General features: G+C 67.1%; 12 protein-coding genes. 8 read left to right on the top strand and 4 right to left on the bottom strand.

The window, feature by feature from the left end; all coding sequences use genetic code 11:
• Nucleotides 1-119: 119 nt before the first annotated feature.
• The 6 genes from imuA (at nucleotide 120) to lysA (ending at nucleotide 8,559) form a co-directional block, all read left to right on the top strand.
• Complete coding sequence (imuA, locus tag IB255_RS29845) at nucleotides 120-734, top strand: translesion DNA synthesis-associated protein ImuA (protein WP_081516825.1); 615 nt, start codon at nucleotides 120-122, stop codon at nucleotides 732-734.
• A 2-nt stretch (nucleotides 735-736) separates the two neighbouring features.
• On the top strand, nucleotides 737-2,146 hold the full coding sequence (locus tag IB255_RS29840; protein ID WP_081516824.1) for a Y-family DNA polymerase: 1,410 nt from the start codon (nucleotides 737-739) through the stop codon (nucleotides 2,144-2,146).
• Nucleotides 2,143-5,232: an error-prone DNA polymerase gene (locus IB255_RS29835; RefSeq protein WP_081516823.1), complete on the top strand. Its 3,090-nt coding sequence runs from the start codon at nucleotides 2,143-2,145 to the stop codon at nucleotides 5,230-5,232. The genes IB255_RS29840 and IB255_RS29835 overlap by 4 nt, the downstream gene beginning before the upstream one ends.
• A gap of 338 nt (nucleotides 5,233-5,570) precedes the next feature.
• Nucleotides 5,571-6,173 (top strand): hypothetical protein, encoded by a 603-nt coding sequence (locus tag IB255_RS29830; protein ID WP_081516822.1) that lies wholly within the window; start codon nucleotides 5,571-5,573, stop codon nucleotides 6,171-6,173.
• Nucleotides 6,174-6,299: 126 nt separating this feature from the next.
• Nucleotides 6,300-7,235 (top strand): LysR family transcriptional regulator, encoded by a 936-nt coding sequence (locus IB255_RS29825; RefSeq protein ID WP_081516821.1) that lies wholly within the window; start codon nucleotides 6,300-6,302, stop codon nucleotides 7,233-7,235.
• Nucleotides 7,236-7,314: 79 nt separating this feature from the next.
• The gene (gene lysA, locus IB255_RS29820) at nucleotides 7,315-8,559 is read left to right on the top strand and encodes a diaminopimelate decarboxylase (RefSeq protein ID WP_081516820.1); all 1,245 of its coding nucleotides are present in this window, start codon (nucleotides 7,315-7,317) and stop codon (nucleotides 8,557-8,559) included.
• 139 nt (nucleotides 8,560-8,698) lie between these two features.
• Here lysA and IB255_RS29815 read toward each other — a convergent pair whose 3' ends face one another.
• Nucleotides 8,699-9,136: an Lrp/AsnC family transcriptional regulator gene (locus IB255_RS29815; protein WP_218035509.1), complete on the bottom strand. Its 438-nt coding sequence runs from the start codon at nucleotides 9,134-9,136 to the stop codon at nucleotides 8,699-8,701.
• 216 nt (nucleotides 9,137-9,352) lie between these two features.
• On the opposite strand from IB255_RS29815, the gene IB255_RS29810 reads away from it, so the two are divergent.
• The gene (locus tag IB255_RS29810; protein ID WP_081516818.1) at nucleotides 9,353-11,035 is read left to right on the top strand and encodes a flavin monoamine oxidase family protein; all 1,683 of its coding nucleotides are present in this window, start codon (nucleotides 9,353-9,355) and stop codon (nucleotides 11,033-11,035) included.
• A 102-nt stretch (nucleotides 11,036-11,137) separates the two neighbouring features.
• Nucleotides 11,138-11,923, top strand: coding sequence for a carbon-nitrogen hydrolase family protein (locus tag IB255_RS29805; protein ID WP_081516817.1), 786 nt, complete (start codon nucleotides 11,138-11,140; stop codon nucleotides 11,921-11,923).
• A 158-nt stretch (nucleotides 11,924-12,081) separates the two neighbouring features.
• On the opposite strand, the gene IB255_RS29800 is transcribed toward IB255_RS29805, so the two are convergent.
• The 3 genes from IB255_RS29800 to IB255_RS29790 all read right to left on the bottom strand — a co-directional run bounded on the left by IB255_RS29800 (nucleotide 12,082) and on the right by IB255_RS29790 (nucleotide 14,360).
• Complete coding sequence (locus IB255_RS29800) at nucleotides 12,082-12,453, bottom strand: cytochrome c3 family protein (RefSeq protein ID WP_081516816.1); 372 nt, start codon at nucleotides 12,451-12,453, stop codon at nucleotides 12,082-12,084.
• Entirely contained in the window at nucleotides 12,450-13,154 is a 705-nt protein-coding gene (locus tag IB255_RS29795; protein WP_081516815.1) for a ferric reductase-like transmembrane domain-containing protein, read from the bottom strand. Before IB255_RS29795 ends, IB255_RS29800 begins: the two co-directional genes overlap by 4 nt.
• A 255-nt stretch (nucleotides 13,155-13,409) precedes the next feature.
• The gene (locus IB255_RS29790; RefSeq protein WP_081516814.1) at nucleotides 13,410-14,360 is read right to left on the bottom strand and encodes a PDR/VanB family oxidoreductase; all 951 of its coding nucleotides are present in this window, start codon (nucleotides 14,358-14,360) and stop codon (nucleotides 13,410-13,412) included.
• Nucleotides 14,361-14,670 lie beyond the last annotated feature (310 nt).

Raw genomic sequence — 14,670 nt, 5'->3', positions numbered from 1 at the left:
ATAAACTGTATATCCATACAGCATTATCCGAGTCATCCCATGCCCCGCCACGCCAGTTCCCTCCCCCGGCCCTCTCGCCGGGCGCATGACCGTCGCCGTTCGCCGGCCGGGAGGCCGTGATGGGCAGCGTGGTCGCACTCGACACCCTGTTCCACCAGCGGCAGGTCTGGAAGGGCCAACCGCAAGGCCTGCCGCCCAGCCAACAGCCCACCGGCCATGCGCTGCTGGACGCTGCCCTGCCCAGCGGCGGCTGGCCGGAAGCGGCGCTCAGCGAAATCCTCCTGGCCGCCGAAGGCACCGGCGAGCTGCAACTGGTCTGGCCGACCCTCGCGCGGCTCAGCGCGGCGGGCGAGCGCATCGTGCTGGTCGCACCGCCCCACGTGCCCTACCCGGCCGCCTGGCAGGCAGCAGGCGTGGCGCTGGAGCAGCTCGCCATCATCCAGGCGCGCGGGCGCGATGCGCTCTGGGCCGCCGAACAGTGCCTGCGCTCGGGCAGCTGTGGTGCCGTGCTGTGCTGGCCGCAGCAGGCCGACGACCGCGCCCTGCGCCGCCTGCAGGTGGCCGCCGAAACCGGGCAGACCCTGGCCATCGCCTACCGCTCGCAGCGCGAAGCGCTCAACCCCTCGCCCGCCGCGTTGCGCCTGGCGCTGGACGCCAACCCGGCGCAGCTGCGCGTGCTCAAGTGCCGGGGTGGCCTGGCGCCGGCGCGGCCCATCCCGCTGCCCTGGCACTGACCATGCTCTGGGCCTGCATTCTCCTGCCACAGCTGGCCATGGACGGCGTGCTGCGCGGCCGTCCCGAGCCGGACGCCGCCCTGGCGCTGCTCGCCGGGCCGACCCAGCGCCGCGTGCTGCAAGCGGTGAACCCGGCTGCGCGGGCGCTGGGGCTCAAGCCCGGCCAGTCGCTCACCGCCGCCCAGGCCTTGAGCCGCGACTTCGCCACCGCCGAGTACGACCTGCGCGACGTGCAGCGCTGGCAGAACCTGCTGGCCGCCTGGGCCTATGGCTTCAGCTCGCAGGTCAGCCAGCACTACCCGCGCGCGCTGCTGCTGGAGGTGCAGTCCAGCCTGCAACTGTTCGGCCCCTGGCCGCGCTTCGAGGCACGCCTGCGCGACGAGTTGAACGGACTGGGCTTCCGCCACCGCATCACCGCCGCGCCCAACCCGGCCGCCGCGCGCATCCTCGCCAACGGCCACGACGGCCTGGCGATCCACGACAACCAGCAGCTGCGCCAGTACCTGGGGAAGATGCCGCTGGAGCGCCTGGGCCTGGAGCGCGACGCCGCCACCTCGCTGGGGCGCATGGGCCTGCGCAGCCTGCAGCAACTGCTCGCCCTGCCGCGCGAAAGCCTGGCCCGGCGCTTCCCGCCACAGGTGCTGCGGCAGGTCGACACCCTGCTCGGCCAACGCCCGCTGGCCCTGGAGTTCTACCGGCCGCCGGACTGTTTCGAGTCGCGTATCGAGCTGAATTTCGACGTGGAGTCCACCCAGGCGCTGCTGTTCCCGCTGCGCCGCCTGACTGCCGATCTCGCCGCCTTCCTCGCCGGACGCGACAGCGGCGTGCAGCGCTTCGTCCTCCATCTGGAGCACCACGAAGGCAGCGACACGCTGATGCCGGTCGGTCTGCTCAGCGCCGAACGCGAGGCGGCGATGCTCTTCGAGCTGACCCGTGGCCGCCTGGAGCAACTGCAACTGCGCGCCCCGGTGCACAGCGTGCGGCTGCTGGCCGACGACCTGCCGGCCTTCGTGCCGCAGCACCGCGAGCTGTTCGACGACCGCCCGCAGCAATCGCTGCCCTGGGAACAGCTGCGCGAACGCCTGCGCGCGCGGCTGGGCGACGACGCCGTGCACAGTCTCGGCGGCCGCGCCGACCATCGCCCGGAGCGCGCCTGGCAAGGCAGCCCGACGCCGCTGCAGGCCATCATCGAAGCCCCGCGCCCCGGCTGGCTGCTGGCCGAGCCCCAGCCACTGCGCGAGTTCGCCCCGGCCCTGCTGGCCGGCCCCGAGCGCATCGAATCCGGCTGGTGGGACGGCGAGGACATCCGCCGCGACTACTACCAGGTGCGCACCCGCAGCGGCCAGCACGCCTGGGTGTTCCGCCCGGTGGGTGACGACGGGCCCCTGCTGCTGCACGGCTGGTTCGCATGAGCGCGGAAAGTGAAAGCATCGGCTACGCCGAATTGCACTGCCTGTCCAACTTCAGCTTCCAGCGCGGCGCCTCCAGCGCCGCCGAGCTGTTCGAGCGGGCGAAGACGCTCGGCTACCAGGCACTGGCGATCACCGACGAATGTAGCCTGGCCGGTATCGTCCGCGCCTGGCAGGCGGCGAAGGAGAAGGAAATCCCGCTGATCACCGGCAGCGAACTGAGCATCGAGCAAGGCCCGAAGCTGGTGCTGCTGGCCGAGAACCTGGCCGGCTACGAGAACCTCTGTCGCCTGCTCACCCACGCCCGCCGTCGCGCCGAAAAAGGCAGCTATCGCCTGGTGCGCACGGACTTCGACGGCAACCTCGACCACCTGCTGGCAATCTGGCTGCCTCGGGATGATCAGGACGACGACGGATTCTGGCTCCGCGAACTGTTCCCCGAGCGCCTGTGGCTGGGCGTCGAACTGCACAAGGGCCCGGACGACACCAGCAAGCTGCGTCGTCTACAGGAACAGGCCGCACGCCTGGAGATTCCCGCCGTGGCCTGCGGCGACGTACACATGCACGCCCGCGGCCGCCGCGCCCTGCAGGACTGCATGACCGCCATCCGCCAGCACCTGCCGGTGCACGAGGCCGGCCAGCACCTCTATCCCAATGGCGAACGGCATCTGCGGCCGAGGGAGACGCTGGCGTCGATCTACCCGGCCGAGCTGCTAGCGGAAACGCTGGAGATCGCCGGGCGCTGCACCTTCGACCTGGGCAAGGATTTGAAATACCAGTACCCGCGCGAGCTGGTGCCCGATGGTCATACACCCACTACCTGGCTGCGCGAGAAGACCGAGGAAGGCATCCGGCGCCGCTGGCCGGATGGTGAGACAGAAAAAGCGCGCGCACAGGTGGAATACGAGCTGGAGCTGATCGCCGAGCTGGGCTACGACAGCTACTTCCTCACCGTCCACGACATAGTCGCCTTCGCCCGCCGCCAGAGCATCCTCTGCCAGGGGCGCGGCTCGGCGGCCAACTCGGTGGTCTGCTTCGCCCTCGGCATCACCGAGCTGGACCCGTCCAAGGCCAGGCTGCTGTTCGAACGTTTCATCTCCCGCGAGCGCAACGAGCCGCCGGACATCGACGTCGACTTCGAACACGACCGCCGCGAGGAGGTCATCCAGTACGTGTTCCAGCGCTACGGCCGCAGCCGCGCCGCGCTCACCGCCGTGGCCAGCACTTACCGCGGCGCCGGTGCGGTACGCGACGTGGCCAAGGCGCTGGGCCTGCCGCCGGACCAGGTCGGCGCGCTGGCCGACTGCTGTGGCGCCTGGAGCCGCGAGGCGCCGCCGCCCGAGCGCCTGCTGGAGGCCGGCTTCGACCCGGAAAGCCCGATCCTGCGCCGCGTGCTGGCCCTGACCGGGCAACTGGTCGGCTTCCCCCGGCACCTGTCGCAGCACCCCGGCGGCTTCGTCATTTCCCAGCAGCCACTGGAAACCCTGGTGCCGGTGGAGAACGCGGCAATGCCCGAGCGCACCCTGATCCAGTGGGACAAGGACGACCTCGACGCCGTCGGCCTGCTCAAGGTCGACGTCCTCGCCCTCGGCATGCTCAGCGCCCTGCGCCGCTGCTTCAACCTCGTCGCCGACTATCGTGGCCAGCAGTGGACCCTGGCGACGCTGCCGCAGGAGTGCGCGAAGACCTACGAAATGATCAGCCGCGCCGACACCGTGGGCGTGTTCCAGATCGAGTCCCGCGCGCAGATGGCCATGCTGCCGCGCCTGCGGCCCGAAACCTTCTACGACCTGGTGATCGAAGTGGCCATCGTCCGTCCCGGCCCGATCCAGGGCGACATGGTCCATCCCTACCTGCGCCGGCGGAACAAGGAGGAAAAGGTCGAGTACCCGCACGAAGAGCTGATCCCGATCTTCGAACGCACCCTGGGCGTGCCGCTGTTCCAGGAACAGGTGATGGAGCTGGCGGTGGTTGCTGCCGAGTACACGCCCGGCGAAGCCGACCAACTGCGTCGTTCCATGGCTGCCTGGAAACGCCATGGCGGGCTGGAGCCGCACCGCCAGAGATTGTCCGAACGCATGGGCGCCAAGGGCTACAAGCAGGAATACATCGACCGCATCTTCGAGCAGATCAAGGGTTTCGGCAGCTACGGCTTCCCCGAATCCCATGCCGCCAGCTTCGCCCTGCTCACCTACGCCAGCTGCTGGCTGAAATGCCACGAGCCGGCGGCCTTCACCTGCGCGCTGATCAACAGCTGGCCCATGGGTTTCTACAGCCCCGACCAGTTGCTGCAGGACGCCCGCCGCCATGGCCTGGAGATTCGCCCGGTGGACGTGCGCCACAGCCACTGGGACTGCACCCTGGAACCCATCGCCGAACGCCAGCCGGCGATCCGCCTCGGCCTGCGCATGGTCCGCGGGCTGCGTGAGGACGTCGCCAACACCGTGGCCCGGGCGCGCGAACAAAGCCCCTTCGCCGATGTCGCTGACCTCTGCCTGCGTGCCCATCTCGACGGCCGCGCCCGCGAACAACTGGCCGACGCCGGCGCCCTGCGCGGCCTCGCCGGCCACCGGCACAAGGCGCGCTGGGCGATCGCCGGAGTCGAGCCGCAGCTGCCGCTGTTCGCCGGCCAGGCCACCGAGGAAACGCCGGTCAGCCTGCCGCTGCCCAGCCGCGGCGAAGACCTGCTCACCGACTACGCGACCCTCGGCACTACCCTCGGCCCGCACCCCATGACCCTGCTGCGCGGCGCCCTCAAGGCCCGTCGCTGCCGCAGTTCAAGGGAACTGGCCAGCCTGGAAGCCGACCGCCTGGTGCGCGTCGCCGGCCTGGTGGTCGGCCGCCAGCGCCCCGGCACGGCCAGCGGCGTCACTTTCGTCACCCTGGAAGACGAGTTCGGCATGATCAACGTGATCGTCTGGCGCGACCTCGCCGAACAGCAGCGCCGCCCCTTCCTCAGCGCCCGCCTGATGCAGGTGGACGGCACCCTGGAAGCCAAGGACGGTGTGCGCCATGTGATCGCCGGACGGCTGACGGACCTGAGTGAGCTACTGGAGGGGCTGGATGTGCGGAGTCGGGATTTCCATTGAAACACCCCGAGTGTTCCATGGAAATTGCAGCAGATAGATGCCTGCTCCCTCAGCTAGTCCGGTGTTCCCAGAAGAATTGAAGAACTCAATCGGCATTGCACCAACAAAATCGAGAGTCATTTTGATATCATTCCAAATGAGAGGGGAATTGGTAGGAAAAAACGGATTGAACAATACCCCTTCACTCCTCTTGAGCTTCAAGGCTGATAATCTCATTCAGCCAGTCATCACCCTATTAGCGCTGGCGCGCGGGCATTTTTGCTCAACGATCCATGACGGGTGATCACCACCTTTTTGACTCAACGGCTAAGGGACGCTCGGCCGGCAAGGGATTTGGCATGAAATTCTTCGAAAAACTAAGCGCTTTCGCCGAGAAGGTTCGCCTGGAAAGCACCTCCATCGAAAGCTCCGAGGCCCCCAAAAGCCGTCTCGTTATCCCCTTCATCAAAACCGTGCTGGGATACGGTACAGAAAACCCTGATGAAATTGCCGCGGACTACGCCTGCCAGACAGCGACAGGCCAGACTGAAAAGGTCGATTACGTCATCTTCAGGGACGAGGCCGTATATGGCCTGGTCAAGCAGGTACCAGAGGGCACGCGCCTGGGTGCGGTTCAGAAGAGCGCACTGGCCAGAATTCACAATGCAAGTGGCGCCCAGTTCTCTGTTCTAACTGATGGTCAGGTTTATCAATTTTTTGCGGACCTGAAAATCCCGGGAAGAATGGATGGAACGCCATTCCTGATAGTGGATCTGCTAAAAATCGATGCAATAGCTGTTTCAAAACTCAAACGTCTGACCAAGTCCACCTACCGCTCAATCCCGACGACTGTCTCCTCAGAAGAGCAAAGCTATATCCAGCAGATCAGCAATGAGCTCAAGACGCGACTGAGCAAGCCCGAAGAAGACTTCATGAAGAACTTCTGCCGAGCCGGCTTATAACTCGCGAAAGTAAACTCCTGCTGCCGGAACGAGGGACAAACCGACCTCACGGGCCGCACCGATGGATTGATTTGAAGGCACCGGGTTGGCAACCTGCCCTTCCGCCCCCGGTAACTTGAGCCCTTCATGATCACCCTCCGCCACATCGAAGTCTTCCGCGCGGTCATGACCACCGGCAGCGTCACCCGCGCGGCGGCGTTCCTGCATACCAGCCAGCCTACCGTCAGCCGCGAGCTGGCGAGGCTGGAGCAACTGGTCGGCTTCGAGTTGTTCCTGCGCGAACGTGGGCGATTGGCGCCGACGGCGCGGGCGCTGATGCTGTTCGAGGAGGTGGAGCGTTCCTTCACCGGGCTGGATCGCATCGTCGCCTTCGCCGACAGCCTCGGGCAGTTCGCCGAGGGCAAGTTCTCCATCGGCTGCCTGCCGGCGCTGTCACAGGCGCTGCTGCCGGAAGCCTGCAAGCGCTTCAGCCGGGAAAACCCGGCCATCAGCCTGGAAGTGGCGGCGCTGGAGTCGCCGCACCTGGAAGAGGCGCTCAGCGCCCAGCACCACGACATCGGCCTGATCGAGAACGACGACGCCCCGCGCGGCACCGAGCTGCAGCCGCTGCTGGCGGTGGACGAGGTGTGCATCCTCCCGGACGGCCACCCGCTGCTGGCCCGCGAGCACTTGGCGGCGGCAGATTTCGCCGGCCAGCCCTTCGTCAGCCTGGCCACCAGCGACCGCTACCGGCACCTGATCGACGCCGTGTTCCTCGGCGCTGGCGTGCAGCGGCAGATGCAGGTGGAAACCCACAGCGCCGTCTCGGTGTGCAGCATGGTCCGCGCCGGCCTGGGCCTGGCCGTGGTCAACCCGATCACCGCGCTGATGTTCCAGGGCCAGGGCATCCAGCTGCGCCCGCTGGCTTTCTCGCTGCCGTTCCAGGTCAGCGTGGCGAAACCGCTGTACCGCCCCGCTACGCCGCTGCGCGAGCGCTTCGTGGCGGCACTTCAGGCAGAGGCTGGCGTGCTGGTACAACGCCTGCGCGAAGCCGGCGTGGGCTGCACCCTATATCAAAATTGAATTGATCCGATAACAAGCGGCATTATTCAGCCATGCAAAGGGCCGGTAGACTAGCGCCATCTACCTTCGGAGCCCATTCATGACTTTCCTCGCCCTGCCCCGCGCCGAACAGCTCGCCCTGCAATTCGGCACCCCGCTGTGGATCTACGACGCAGCCACCATCCGCGGCCAGATCGAGCGCCTGAAAAGCTTCGACATCATCCGCTTCGCCCAGAAGGCCTGCTCCAACCTGCACATCCTGCGCCTGATGCGCGAACAGGGGGTGAAGGTCGATGCGGTATCCCAGGGCGAACTGCTGCGTGCCCTGGCCGCCGGCTACTCGTGCCGCGAGGATGAATCCGAGATCGTCTTCACCGCCGACCTGCTGGACCGCACCACCCTGGAAACCGTGGTCGAGCACGGCATCCCGGTGAACGCCGGCTCCATCGACATGCTCCGCCAGCTGGGCGAGGTCGCCCCCGGTCATCCGGTGTGGCTGCGCATCAACCCCGGTTTCGGTCACGGCCACAGCAACAAGACCAACACCGGCGGCGAACACTCCAAGCACGGCATCTGGCACAGCGACCTGCGCGCCGCCCTGGACGTGATCCGCGAGCGCGGCCTGCGTCTGGTCGGCCTGCACATGCACATCGGTTCGGGCGTCGACTACGGCCACCTGGCCCAGGTCGGCGAAGCCATGCTCGGCCTGGTGCAGCAGGTGAAGGACGCCGGTCATGATCTGTCCGGCATCTCTGCCGGCGGCGGCCTGTCCATCCCCTACCGCGCCGGCGACCCGGAAGTGGACACCGCGCACTACTTCCAGCTGTGGGACAAGGCGCGCAAGGCCGCCGAGGCCGTGGTCGGCCACAAGCTGCACCTGGAGATCGAACCGGGCCGCTACCTGGTCGCCCAGTCCGGCTGCCTGCTCAGCGAAGTGCGCGCCACCAAGGACGCCGGCCGCAACCACTTCGTGCTGGTGGACGCCGGCTTCAACGAGCTGATGCGCCCGTCCATGTACGGCAGCTACCACGGCATCCGCGTGCTGGCCGGCGACGTCGCCAGCCGCGAGGTGATCGATACCGTGGTGGCCGGCCCGCTGTGCGAGTCCGGCGACGTGTTCACCCAGGGCGATGGCGGCGTGGTCATTCCCCGCGCCCTGCCGCGCGCCCAGGTCGGCGACCTGCTGCTGATCGAGGACACCGGCGCCTATGGCGCGTCCATGTCGTCGAACTACAACAGCCGCCCGCTGATTGCCGAGGTGCTGCTCGAAGGCGCCGACGCGAAGCTGATCCGCCGCCGCCAGCGCGTGGAAGAGCTGCTGGCGCTGGAAGAAGAGCTGGGCTGATCCCCGCCGTCACGATCCGCCGGCCCTGCCGGCGGGTCGCGGGCGTGGCCCGCTCCTACAGTCAGCGCTCAACCTGTAGGAGCGTGCCCTGCACGCGAAAGGCGGGCAAAGCCCGCCCTCTGCCGGAAGCGTCCGCCCCTCACCGATCGATGCGCGTCGACAGAATGATCGACGACATCGTCCGCTCCACCCCGTCCAGCGCGCCGATGCGGTCCAGCACCGCGTCCAGGTCGCGGATCGACAGCGCCTCGACAATCACGATCATGTCGAAGTTGCCGCTCACCGAATGCAGTGTCTTCACCTCGGCGATCTTCTCCAGTGCCTGCACCACCTGGTGCGACAGCTTGGGCAGCGCCGTCACCAGCACGTGGGCGCGTACCAGCGACTGCGCGTAGCTGTCCGACACCTTGATCGAATAGCCGGTGATGACGCCCTGCTGCTCCAGCCTTTCGATACGGCTCTGCACCGTGGAGCGCGACACCCCGAGCTTGCGCGCCAGCTCGGAGATCGACTCGCGGGCATTGGCGCGCAGCAGGTTCAGCAAGGCCGTGTCGGCATTTTTCGTCATATTGCTCATGGTATTGGTCAATCTGCCTGAAAGCTCCCGACAATCTTGCAGATTGTCAGGTTCATTTCAACGACGTCCTTTGCAATAGTGGACGCCACGGCGAGCCCTCACAGCTCGCCATTTCTTTGCCCGCGCGCCATCCATCGACTGGCCCCGGCGGGTCGCAGAAAGCCTTGCCAAGCTGGTGCTACAAGCCGGCACGTCGAACAAGAAGGAAATACCCCAATGCACAAGAACCGCCACCCCCACACCCCCGGCAAGAAACCGGTGACCATCTTCGGCCCGGACTTCCCCTTCGCCTTCGACGACTGGATCGAGCACCCCGCCGGCCTGGGCAGCATCCCCGCCGAGAAGCACGGCCAGGAAGTGGCCATCGTCGGTGCCGGCATCTCCGGCCTGGTGGCGGCCTACGAGCTGATGAAGATGGGCCTCAAACCCGTGGTCTACGAGGCCTCGAAGATGGGCGGCCGGCTGCGTTCGGAGACCTTCGAAGGCGCCGACGGCATCATCGCCGAGCTGGGCGGCATGCGCTTCCCGGTCTCCAGCACCGCCTTCTACCACTACGTCGACAAGCTCGGCCTGGAAACCCGGCCCTTCCCCAACCCGCTGACCCCGGCCTCGGGCAGCACCGTGATCGACCTGGAAGGCACCAGCCACTACGCCGAGAAGATGGCCGACCTGCCGGAAATCTTCCGCGAAGTCGCCCAGGCCTGGGCCGAAGCGCTGGAAGACGGCGCGCGCTTCTCCGAGGTCCAGGACGCGCTGCGCGAGCGCGACACGGTCAAGCTCAAGGCCCTGTGGGACGAGCTGGTGCCCAAGTGGGACGACCGCACCTTCTACGACTTCGTCGCCACCTCCAAGGCCTTCTCGCGCCTGTCCTACCGTCACCGCGAAATCTTCGGCCAGGTCGGCTTCGGCACCGGCGGCTGGGACTCGGACTTCCCCAACTCCATGCTGGAAATCTTCCGCGTGGTGATGACCAACTGCGACGATCACCAGCATCTGGTCGTGGGCGGCGTCGAGCAGGTGCCACGCGGCATCTGGAGCCATGTGCCGGAGCAATGCGCGCACTGGCCGGCCGGCACCTCCCTGGCCACCCTGCACAACGGCGCGCCGCGTCCGGGCGTGAAGAAGATCGCCCGCGCCGCCGACGGCACCTTCGCCGTCACCGACTACTGGGGTGACACCCGCCACTACGCGGCCGTCCTGGCGACCTGCCAGACCTGGCTGCTGACCACCCAGATCGAATGCGAGGAAGCGCTGTTCTCGCAGAAGATGTGGATGGCCCTGGACCGCACCCGCTACATGCAGTCCTCGAAGACCTTCGTGATGGTCGACCGGCCGTTCTGGAAGGACAAGGACCCGCAGACCGGCCGCGACGTGATGAGCATGACCCTCACCGACCGCCTCACCCGCGGCACCTACCTGTTCGACAACGGCGACGACAAGCCGGGGGTGATCTGCCTGTCCTACTCCTGGATGAGCGACGCCATGAAGATGCTCCCGCATCCGGTGGAGAAGCGCGTGCAGCTTGCGCTGGATGCATTGAAGAAGGTCTACCCGAAGGTCGATATCGCCGGCCACATCATCGGCAACCCGATCACCGTGTCCTGGGAGGCCGACCCGCACTTCCTCGGCGCCTTCAAGGGCGCGCTGCCGGGCCACTACCGCTACAACCAGCGCATGTACGCGCACTTCATGCAGGACGACATGCCCGCCGAGCAGCGCGGCATCTTCATCGCAGGCGACGATGTGTCCTGGACCCCGGCCTGGGTGGAAGGCGCGGTGCAGACCTCGCTGAACGCCGTGTGGGGCATCATGAAGCACTTCGGCGGCGCGACCCATCCGGAAAACCCCGGCCCCGGCGACCGCTTCGCCGAACTGGGCCCGATGGAACTGCCGGACTGATCCGCGCCACTCCCCTGCCTTGACTGAACAGCGGCTCGCGCGGGGCCGGGATCGGGTGCAAACTGCCTGATCCCGGCCCCGCGCGTTTCGAAGGAGAACCCCATGTACCTCGCCCTCTACCAGTGCCCTCCCGGCCCCGACGACGTCGCCGGCAACCTGCGCCGCCTGGAGCAGGCCGCGCAACAGGCGGTGCAGAACGGTGCGGACCTGCTGGTGCTGCCGGAGATGTACCTGTCCGGCTACAACATCGGCGCGAAGCGTGTCGCGGAGCTTGCGGAAAGCTGCGACGGCCCGTCTGCCCTGCGCATCGCCGAGATCGCCCGCGAGCACAAGCTCGGCATCCTCTACGGCTATCCCGAACGTGACGGCGACGCCATCTTCAACAGCGTGCAGCTGATCGACCGGCAGGGCGAACGCCGCGCCAACTACCGCAAGACCCACCTCTACGGCGACCTCGACCGCAGCCAGTTCAGCGCCTCCGATGAGCCGCCGGCGATCTTCGAGCTCGACGGCTGGAAGGTCGGCCTGCTGATCTGTTTCGACGTGGAATTCCCCGAGGCCGTGCGCACGCTCGCTTTGGCCGGCGCGGATGTCGTGCTGGTGCCCACTGCGAACATGCGCCCCTACGAATTCGTCGCCCAGGTGCTGGTGCCGACCCGCGCCTACGAGAACCAGGTGTTCCTGGCCTACGCCAACTACGTCGGCAGCGAGGGCGAAATCGAGTACTGCGGCCTGAGCAGCATCGTCGCCCCGGATGGCCAGGTGCTGACCAAGGCCAAGCAAGGCGAGGAATTGCTGGTGGCCGAACTGGACCCGCACCGCATCGCCCTGGCGCGTGAGGGGTACAGCTATGTGCACCTGCGGCGGCCGGTGCTGTATCGCAGCTGAAAAAAGGCCCGGCTTGATGCCGGGCCAGCTTTTGTAGGAGCGGACCATGCCCGCGACCGGCCCGAAAGCAGCGCCATCCTTTTCCAACTGCGAAGGGCGGACCTTGTCCGCCGTTCGCGGGCATGGCCCGCTCCTACAGGTGTGTGCTCTCCGTGGTGCTACGGGTACGACTTCCCGGCTGTATCACGGTGGCACGCCTGGCAGCTGCGCACCGGTCCGCTGGCGTGAAGCGCCTGCAGGCGCTGCAGGTGGCAGCTCTGGCAGAGCTGGTGGAAATCCGCCTCGATGCGCGCGGCCAGCGCCGGGCTCTGCTTGTGGCAGAGGATGCAGGTGCGGTTGCCAGAGACCGAGGGCGACTGGTCCTGGTAGTCGTGGTGGCAGGTAATGCAGTTCACCGAGGCGTGCGGCTCATGGAGGAACGCCAGCGGCATCAGCGGGCGGCTGCGCTGCCAGTGCTCGTGGGCGAACCACGCCCCTGCCGACAGCACGATGACTGCGGTAACTGAAAACCCGATCCAGATGCGCCTCACAGTGGCAGCTCCAGATTCGCCAGCACGCTGTAGAGCGCCGACAGGCCGATGATCAACCCGCTGGCCGCCAGCACCAACCAGGTGGCGCGCTGCGCGGTGTTGCGCTTGCGACCGCTGACGCCGTTGGCAGGCTTGGGCAGGCGCGGCCAGAGGGCCACCGCCAGCATCAGCGCCACCAGCAACGCGCCCTTCCAGACTCCGCCGCTGTAGTAGCCCGCGCCGAGCACATGGACAGCCATCAGCGACAGGGCGAGCAGACTGCCGCCGTAATGCCAGCGGCGGAACGAAGCGGCGCTGCTGCTCCAGCGCGGGCGGACGCGGCTCAGGCTGGATACCGCCAGCACCAGCATCAGGATCGCCGACGCCAGCCCGGCCAGCATGTAGCCGGGGGCGGATGGCAACAGGTCCTCGATCAGCAGCGGCTCATCGACCAGCAGCACGATGATGTGCACCAGCAGCAATGCGACGGCAGCAAAGCCCAGGTCGCGGTGCAGGCGCAGGAAGAACTTGCCCTCATAGAGCGGGCGCGGTTGCGGGCGACCGCCGATGACGAACAACAGCCCCAGCAGGCAGGCCCCGAGCAGCCCGGCGGCGTTGGCGAAATCCCAGGCATAGCCGAGCCCCGGCATGGCGCCGAGGCCGAGCAGGATGGCGACCGGCAGCAGGCAACCGAGCGCCAGGCGCGCAAACAGCGCAGGCATGGGGGACTCCGAACACGGGTCTATTACCGGAGGCTAGCAAGCACCGGTGGCGCGCGAGTGTCGCTGCCTGCCAGACGAATTGCCGCCTGTGCCACACGCTGTAGGAGCGCCCCATGGCCCGCTCCTGCGCTGGGCTCCGTAGCACACCAGGAAACACCACGCAGGATGGCGTGGAGCGAAGCGATACCCATCAATCCGCGCACCAGCAGCATGGGTATCGCTGCGCTCCACCCATCCTACGAAGAGCAGTCCGGATTACAGGTCCAGCACCAGCCGCGCCGATTTGGCGCGAGACACACAAGCGCAGATCTGCTTGTTGGCAGCCTTCTCCTTGTTCGACAGACAGTTGTCGCGGTGCTCCGGCTCGCCCTCCAGCACTTCGACGATGCAGGTGCCGCAGATGCCCTCGCGGCACTCGGTGTCGATGTCGCAGCCATGGGCCTGCAGCACATCCACCAGCGTCGAGTCCGCCGGTACGTGAAGCACCACGCCGGAGCTGGCCAGTTCCACTTCGAAGGAACCGGTCGGCGCCGCGTTGGCAGCCGGGTCGGCCTGGAAGTGTTCCAGGTGGATGGCGTCTTCCGGGCGGCTGCGCGCGGCGATTTCGACCACCTTGTTCATGAACGGCGCCGGGCCGCAGGTGTAGACGTGGGCCTGTTGCGGCGCGCGCTCCAGGCACTCGCCCAACACGCGGTCGAGGTCGGCGGGTTCGACGCCGTAGTGCAGCTCCACCTTGCCGGCGAAGGCCTCGCTGGCCAGCAGCTCGACGAAGGCCGCGTGTTCGGCGGAGCGGGCGAAGTAATGCAGGCGATAGGACTCGCCCATGGCGTTCAGGCGGTAGGCCATGCTCAGCAGCGGCGTGACGCCGATGCCGGCGGCGAACAGCACGTGCTCGCGGGCTTCCGGCGCCAGGCGGAACAGGTTGCGCGGCGCGCCGATGTCCAGCTCCATGCCTTCGCGCACTTCGTGCAGCGCGCTGGAGCCGCCACGGGAGGCGCCTTCCTTCTTGATCGCTACCAGATAGGCCGCGCGGTCATCCGGCGGGCTGCACAGCGAATACTGGCGCGTCACCCCGGTGGGGCCGGTGACGTCGACGTGGGCGCCCGGCTCGTAGGCGTCGAACGGCTGGCCATCACAACGTACGAGGCGCAAGGAACGGATGTCCTGCGCTTCCTCGACGATCCTTTCGATTCTGACCTTCATCATGGCGTTACCTGCAAGGCGTTGAGTGCGGGCTCTGTGGCCCCTTTCCGGCCTCTTTTTCACGAGCGGACGGGTTGTCGATGTTGCTCTGGAGAGAGGTTTCCTCTCTCCGTTTGATTGATTTCGGAGCAAGGGCACTGCCCTCACCCCAGCCCTCTCCCGGAGGGAGAGGGAGCAGAATGTGCCGGCTGACGATGCGGTTTCATCCTGCTCCGGACGGTCCCCTCTCCCTTCGGGAGAGGGTTAGGGTGAGGGGGCTTGAAGCCCATCACCCATGCCAGGACCGAGCGCAGGGCGGATAACGCGCAGCGTT

Source organism: Pseudomonas sp. PDM22, assembly GCF_014851965.1.
In the GTDB taxonomy this organism is placed as follows: Bacteria; Pseudomonadota; Gammaproteobacteria; order Pseudomonadales; family Pseudomonadaceae; genus Pseudomonas.
The sequence above is the reverse complement of the archived record's forward strand: the minus strand, read 5'-3'. Positions and strand labels throughout refer to the sequence as shown.

Bases quoted from the DNA above. Each gene is read 5' to 3' on its own strand.
- imuA (WP_081516825.1), top strand. From the start codon at position 120: ATGGGCAGCGTGGTCGCACTCGACACCCTGTTCCACCAGCGGCAGGTC.
- IB255_RS29840 (WP_081516824.1), top strand. From the start codon at position 737: ATGCTCTGGGCCTGCATTCTCCTGCCACAGCTGGCCATGGACGGCGTG.
- IB255_RS29835 (WP_081516823.1), top strand. From the start codon at position 2,143: ATGAGCGCGGAAAGTGAAAGCATCGGCTACGCCGAATTGCACTGCCTG.
- IB255_RS29830 (WP_081516822.1), top strand. From the start codon at position 5,571: ATGAAATTCTTCGAAAAACTAAGCGCTTTCGCCGAGAAGGTTCGCCTG.
- IB255_RS29825 (WP_081516821.1), top strand. From the start codon at position 6,300: ATGATCACCCTCCGCCACATCGAAGTCTTCCGCGCGGTCATGACCACC.
- lysA (WP_081516820.1), top strand. From the start codon at position 7,315: ATGACTTTCCTCGCCCTGCCCCGCGCCGAACAGCTCGCCCTGCAATTC.
- IB255_RS29815 (WP_218035509.1), bottom strand. From the start codon at position 9,136: ATGAGCAATATGACGAAAAATGCCGACACGGCCTTGCTGAACCTGCTG.
- IB255_RS29810 (WP_081516818.1), top strand. From the start codon at position 9,353: ATGCACAAGAACCGCCACCCCCACACCCCCGGCAAGAAACCGGTGACC.
- IB255_RS29805 (WP_081516817.1), top strand. From the start codon at position 11,138: ATGTACCTCGCCCTCTACCAGTGCCCTCCCGGCCCCGACGACGTCGCC.
- IB255_RS29795 (WP_081516815.1), bottom strand. From the start codon at position 13,154: ATGCCTGCGCTGTTTGCGCGCCTGGCGCTCGGTTGCCTGCTGCCGGTC.
- IB255_RS29790 (WP_081516814.1), bottom strand. From the start codon at position 14,360: ATGATGAAGGTCAGAATCGAAAGGATCGTCGAGGAAGCGCAGGACATC.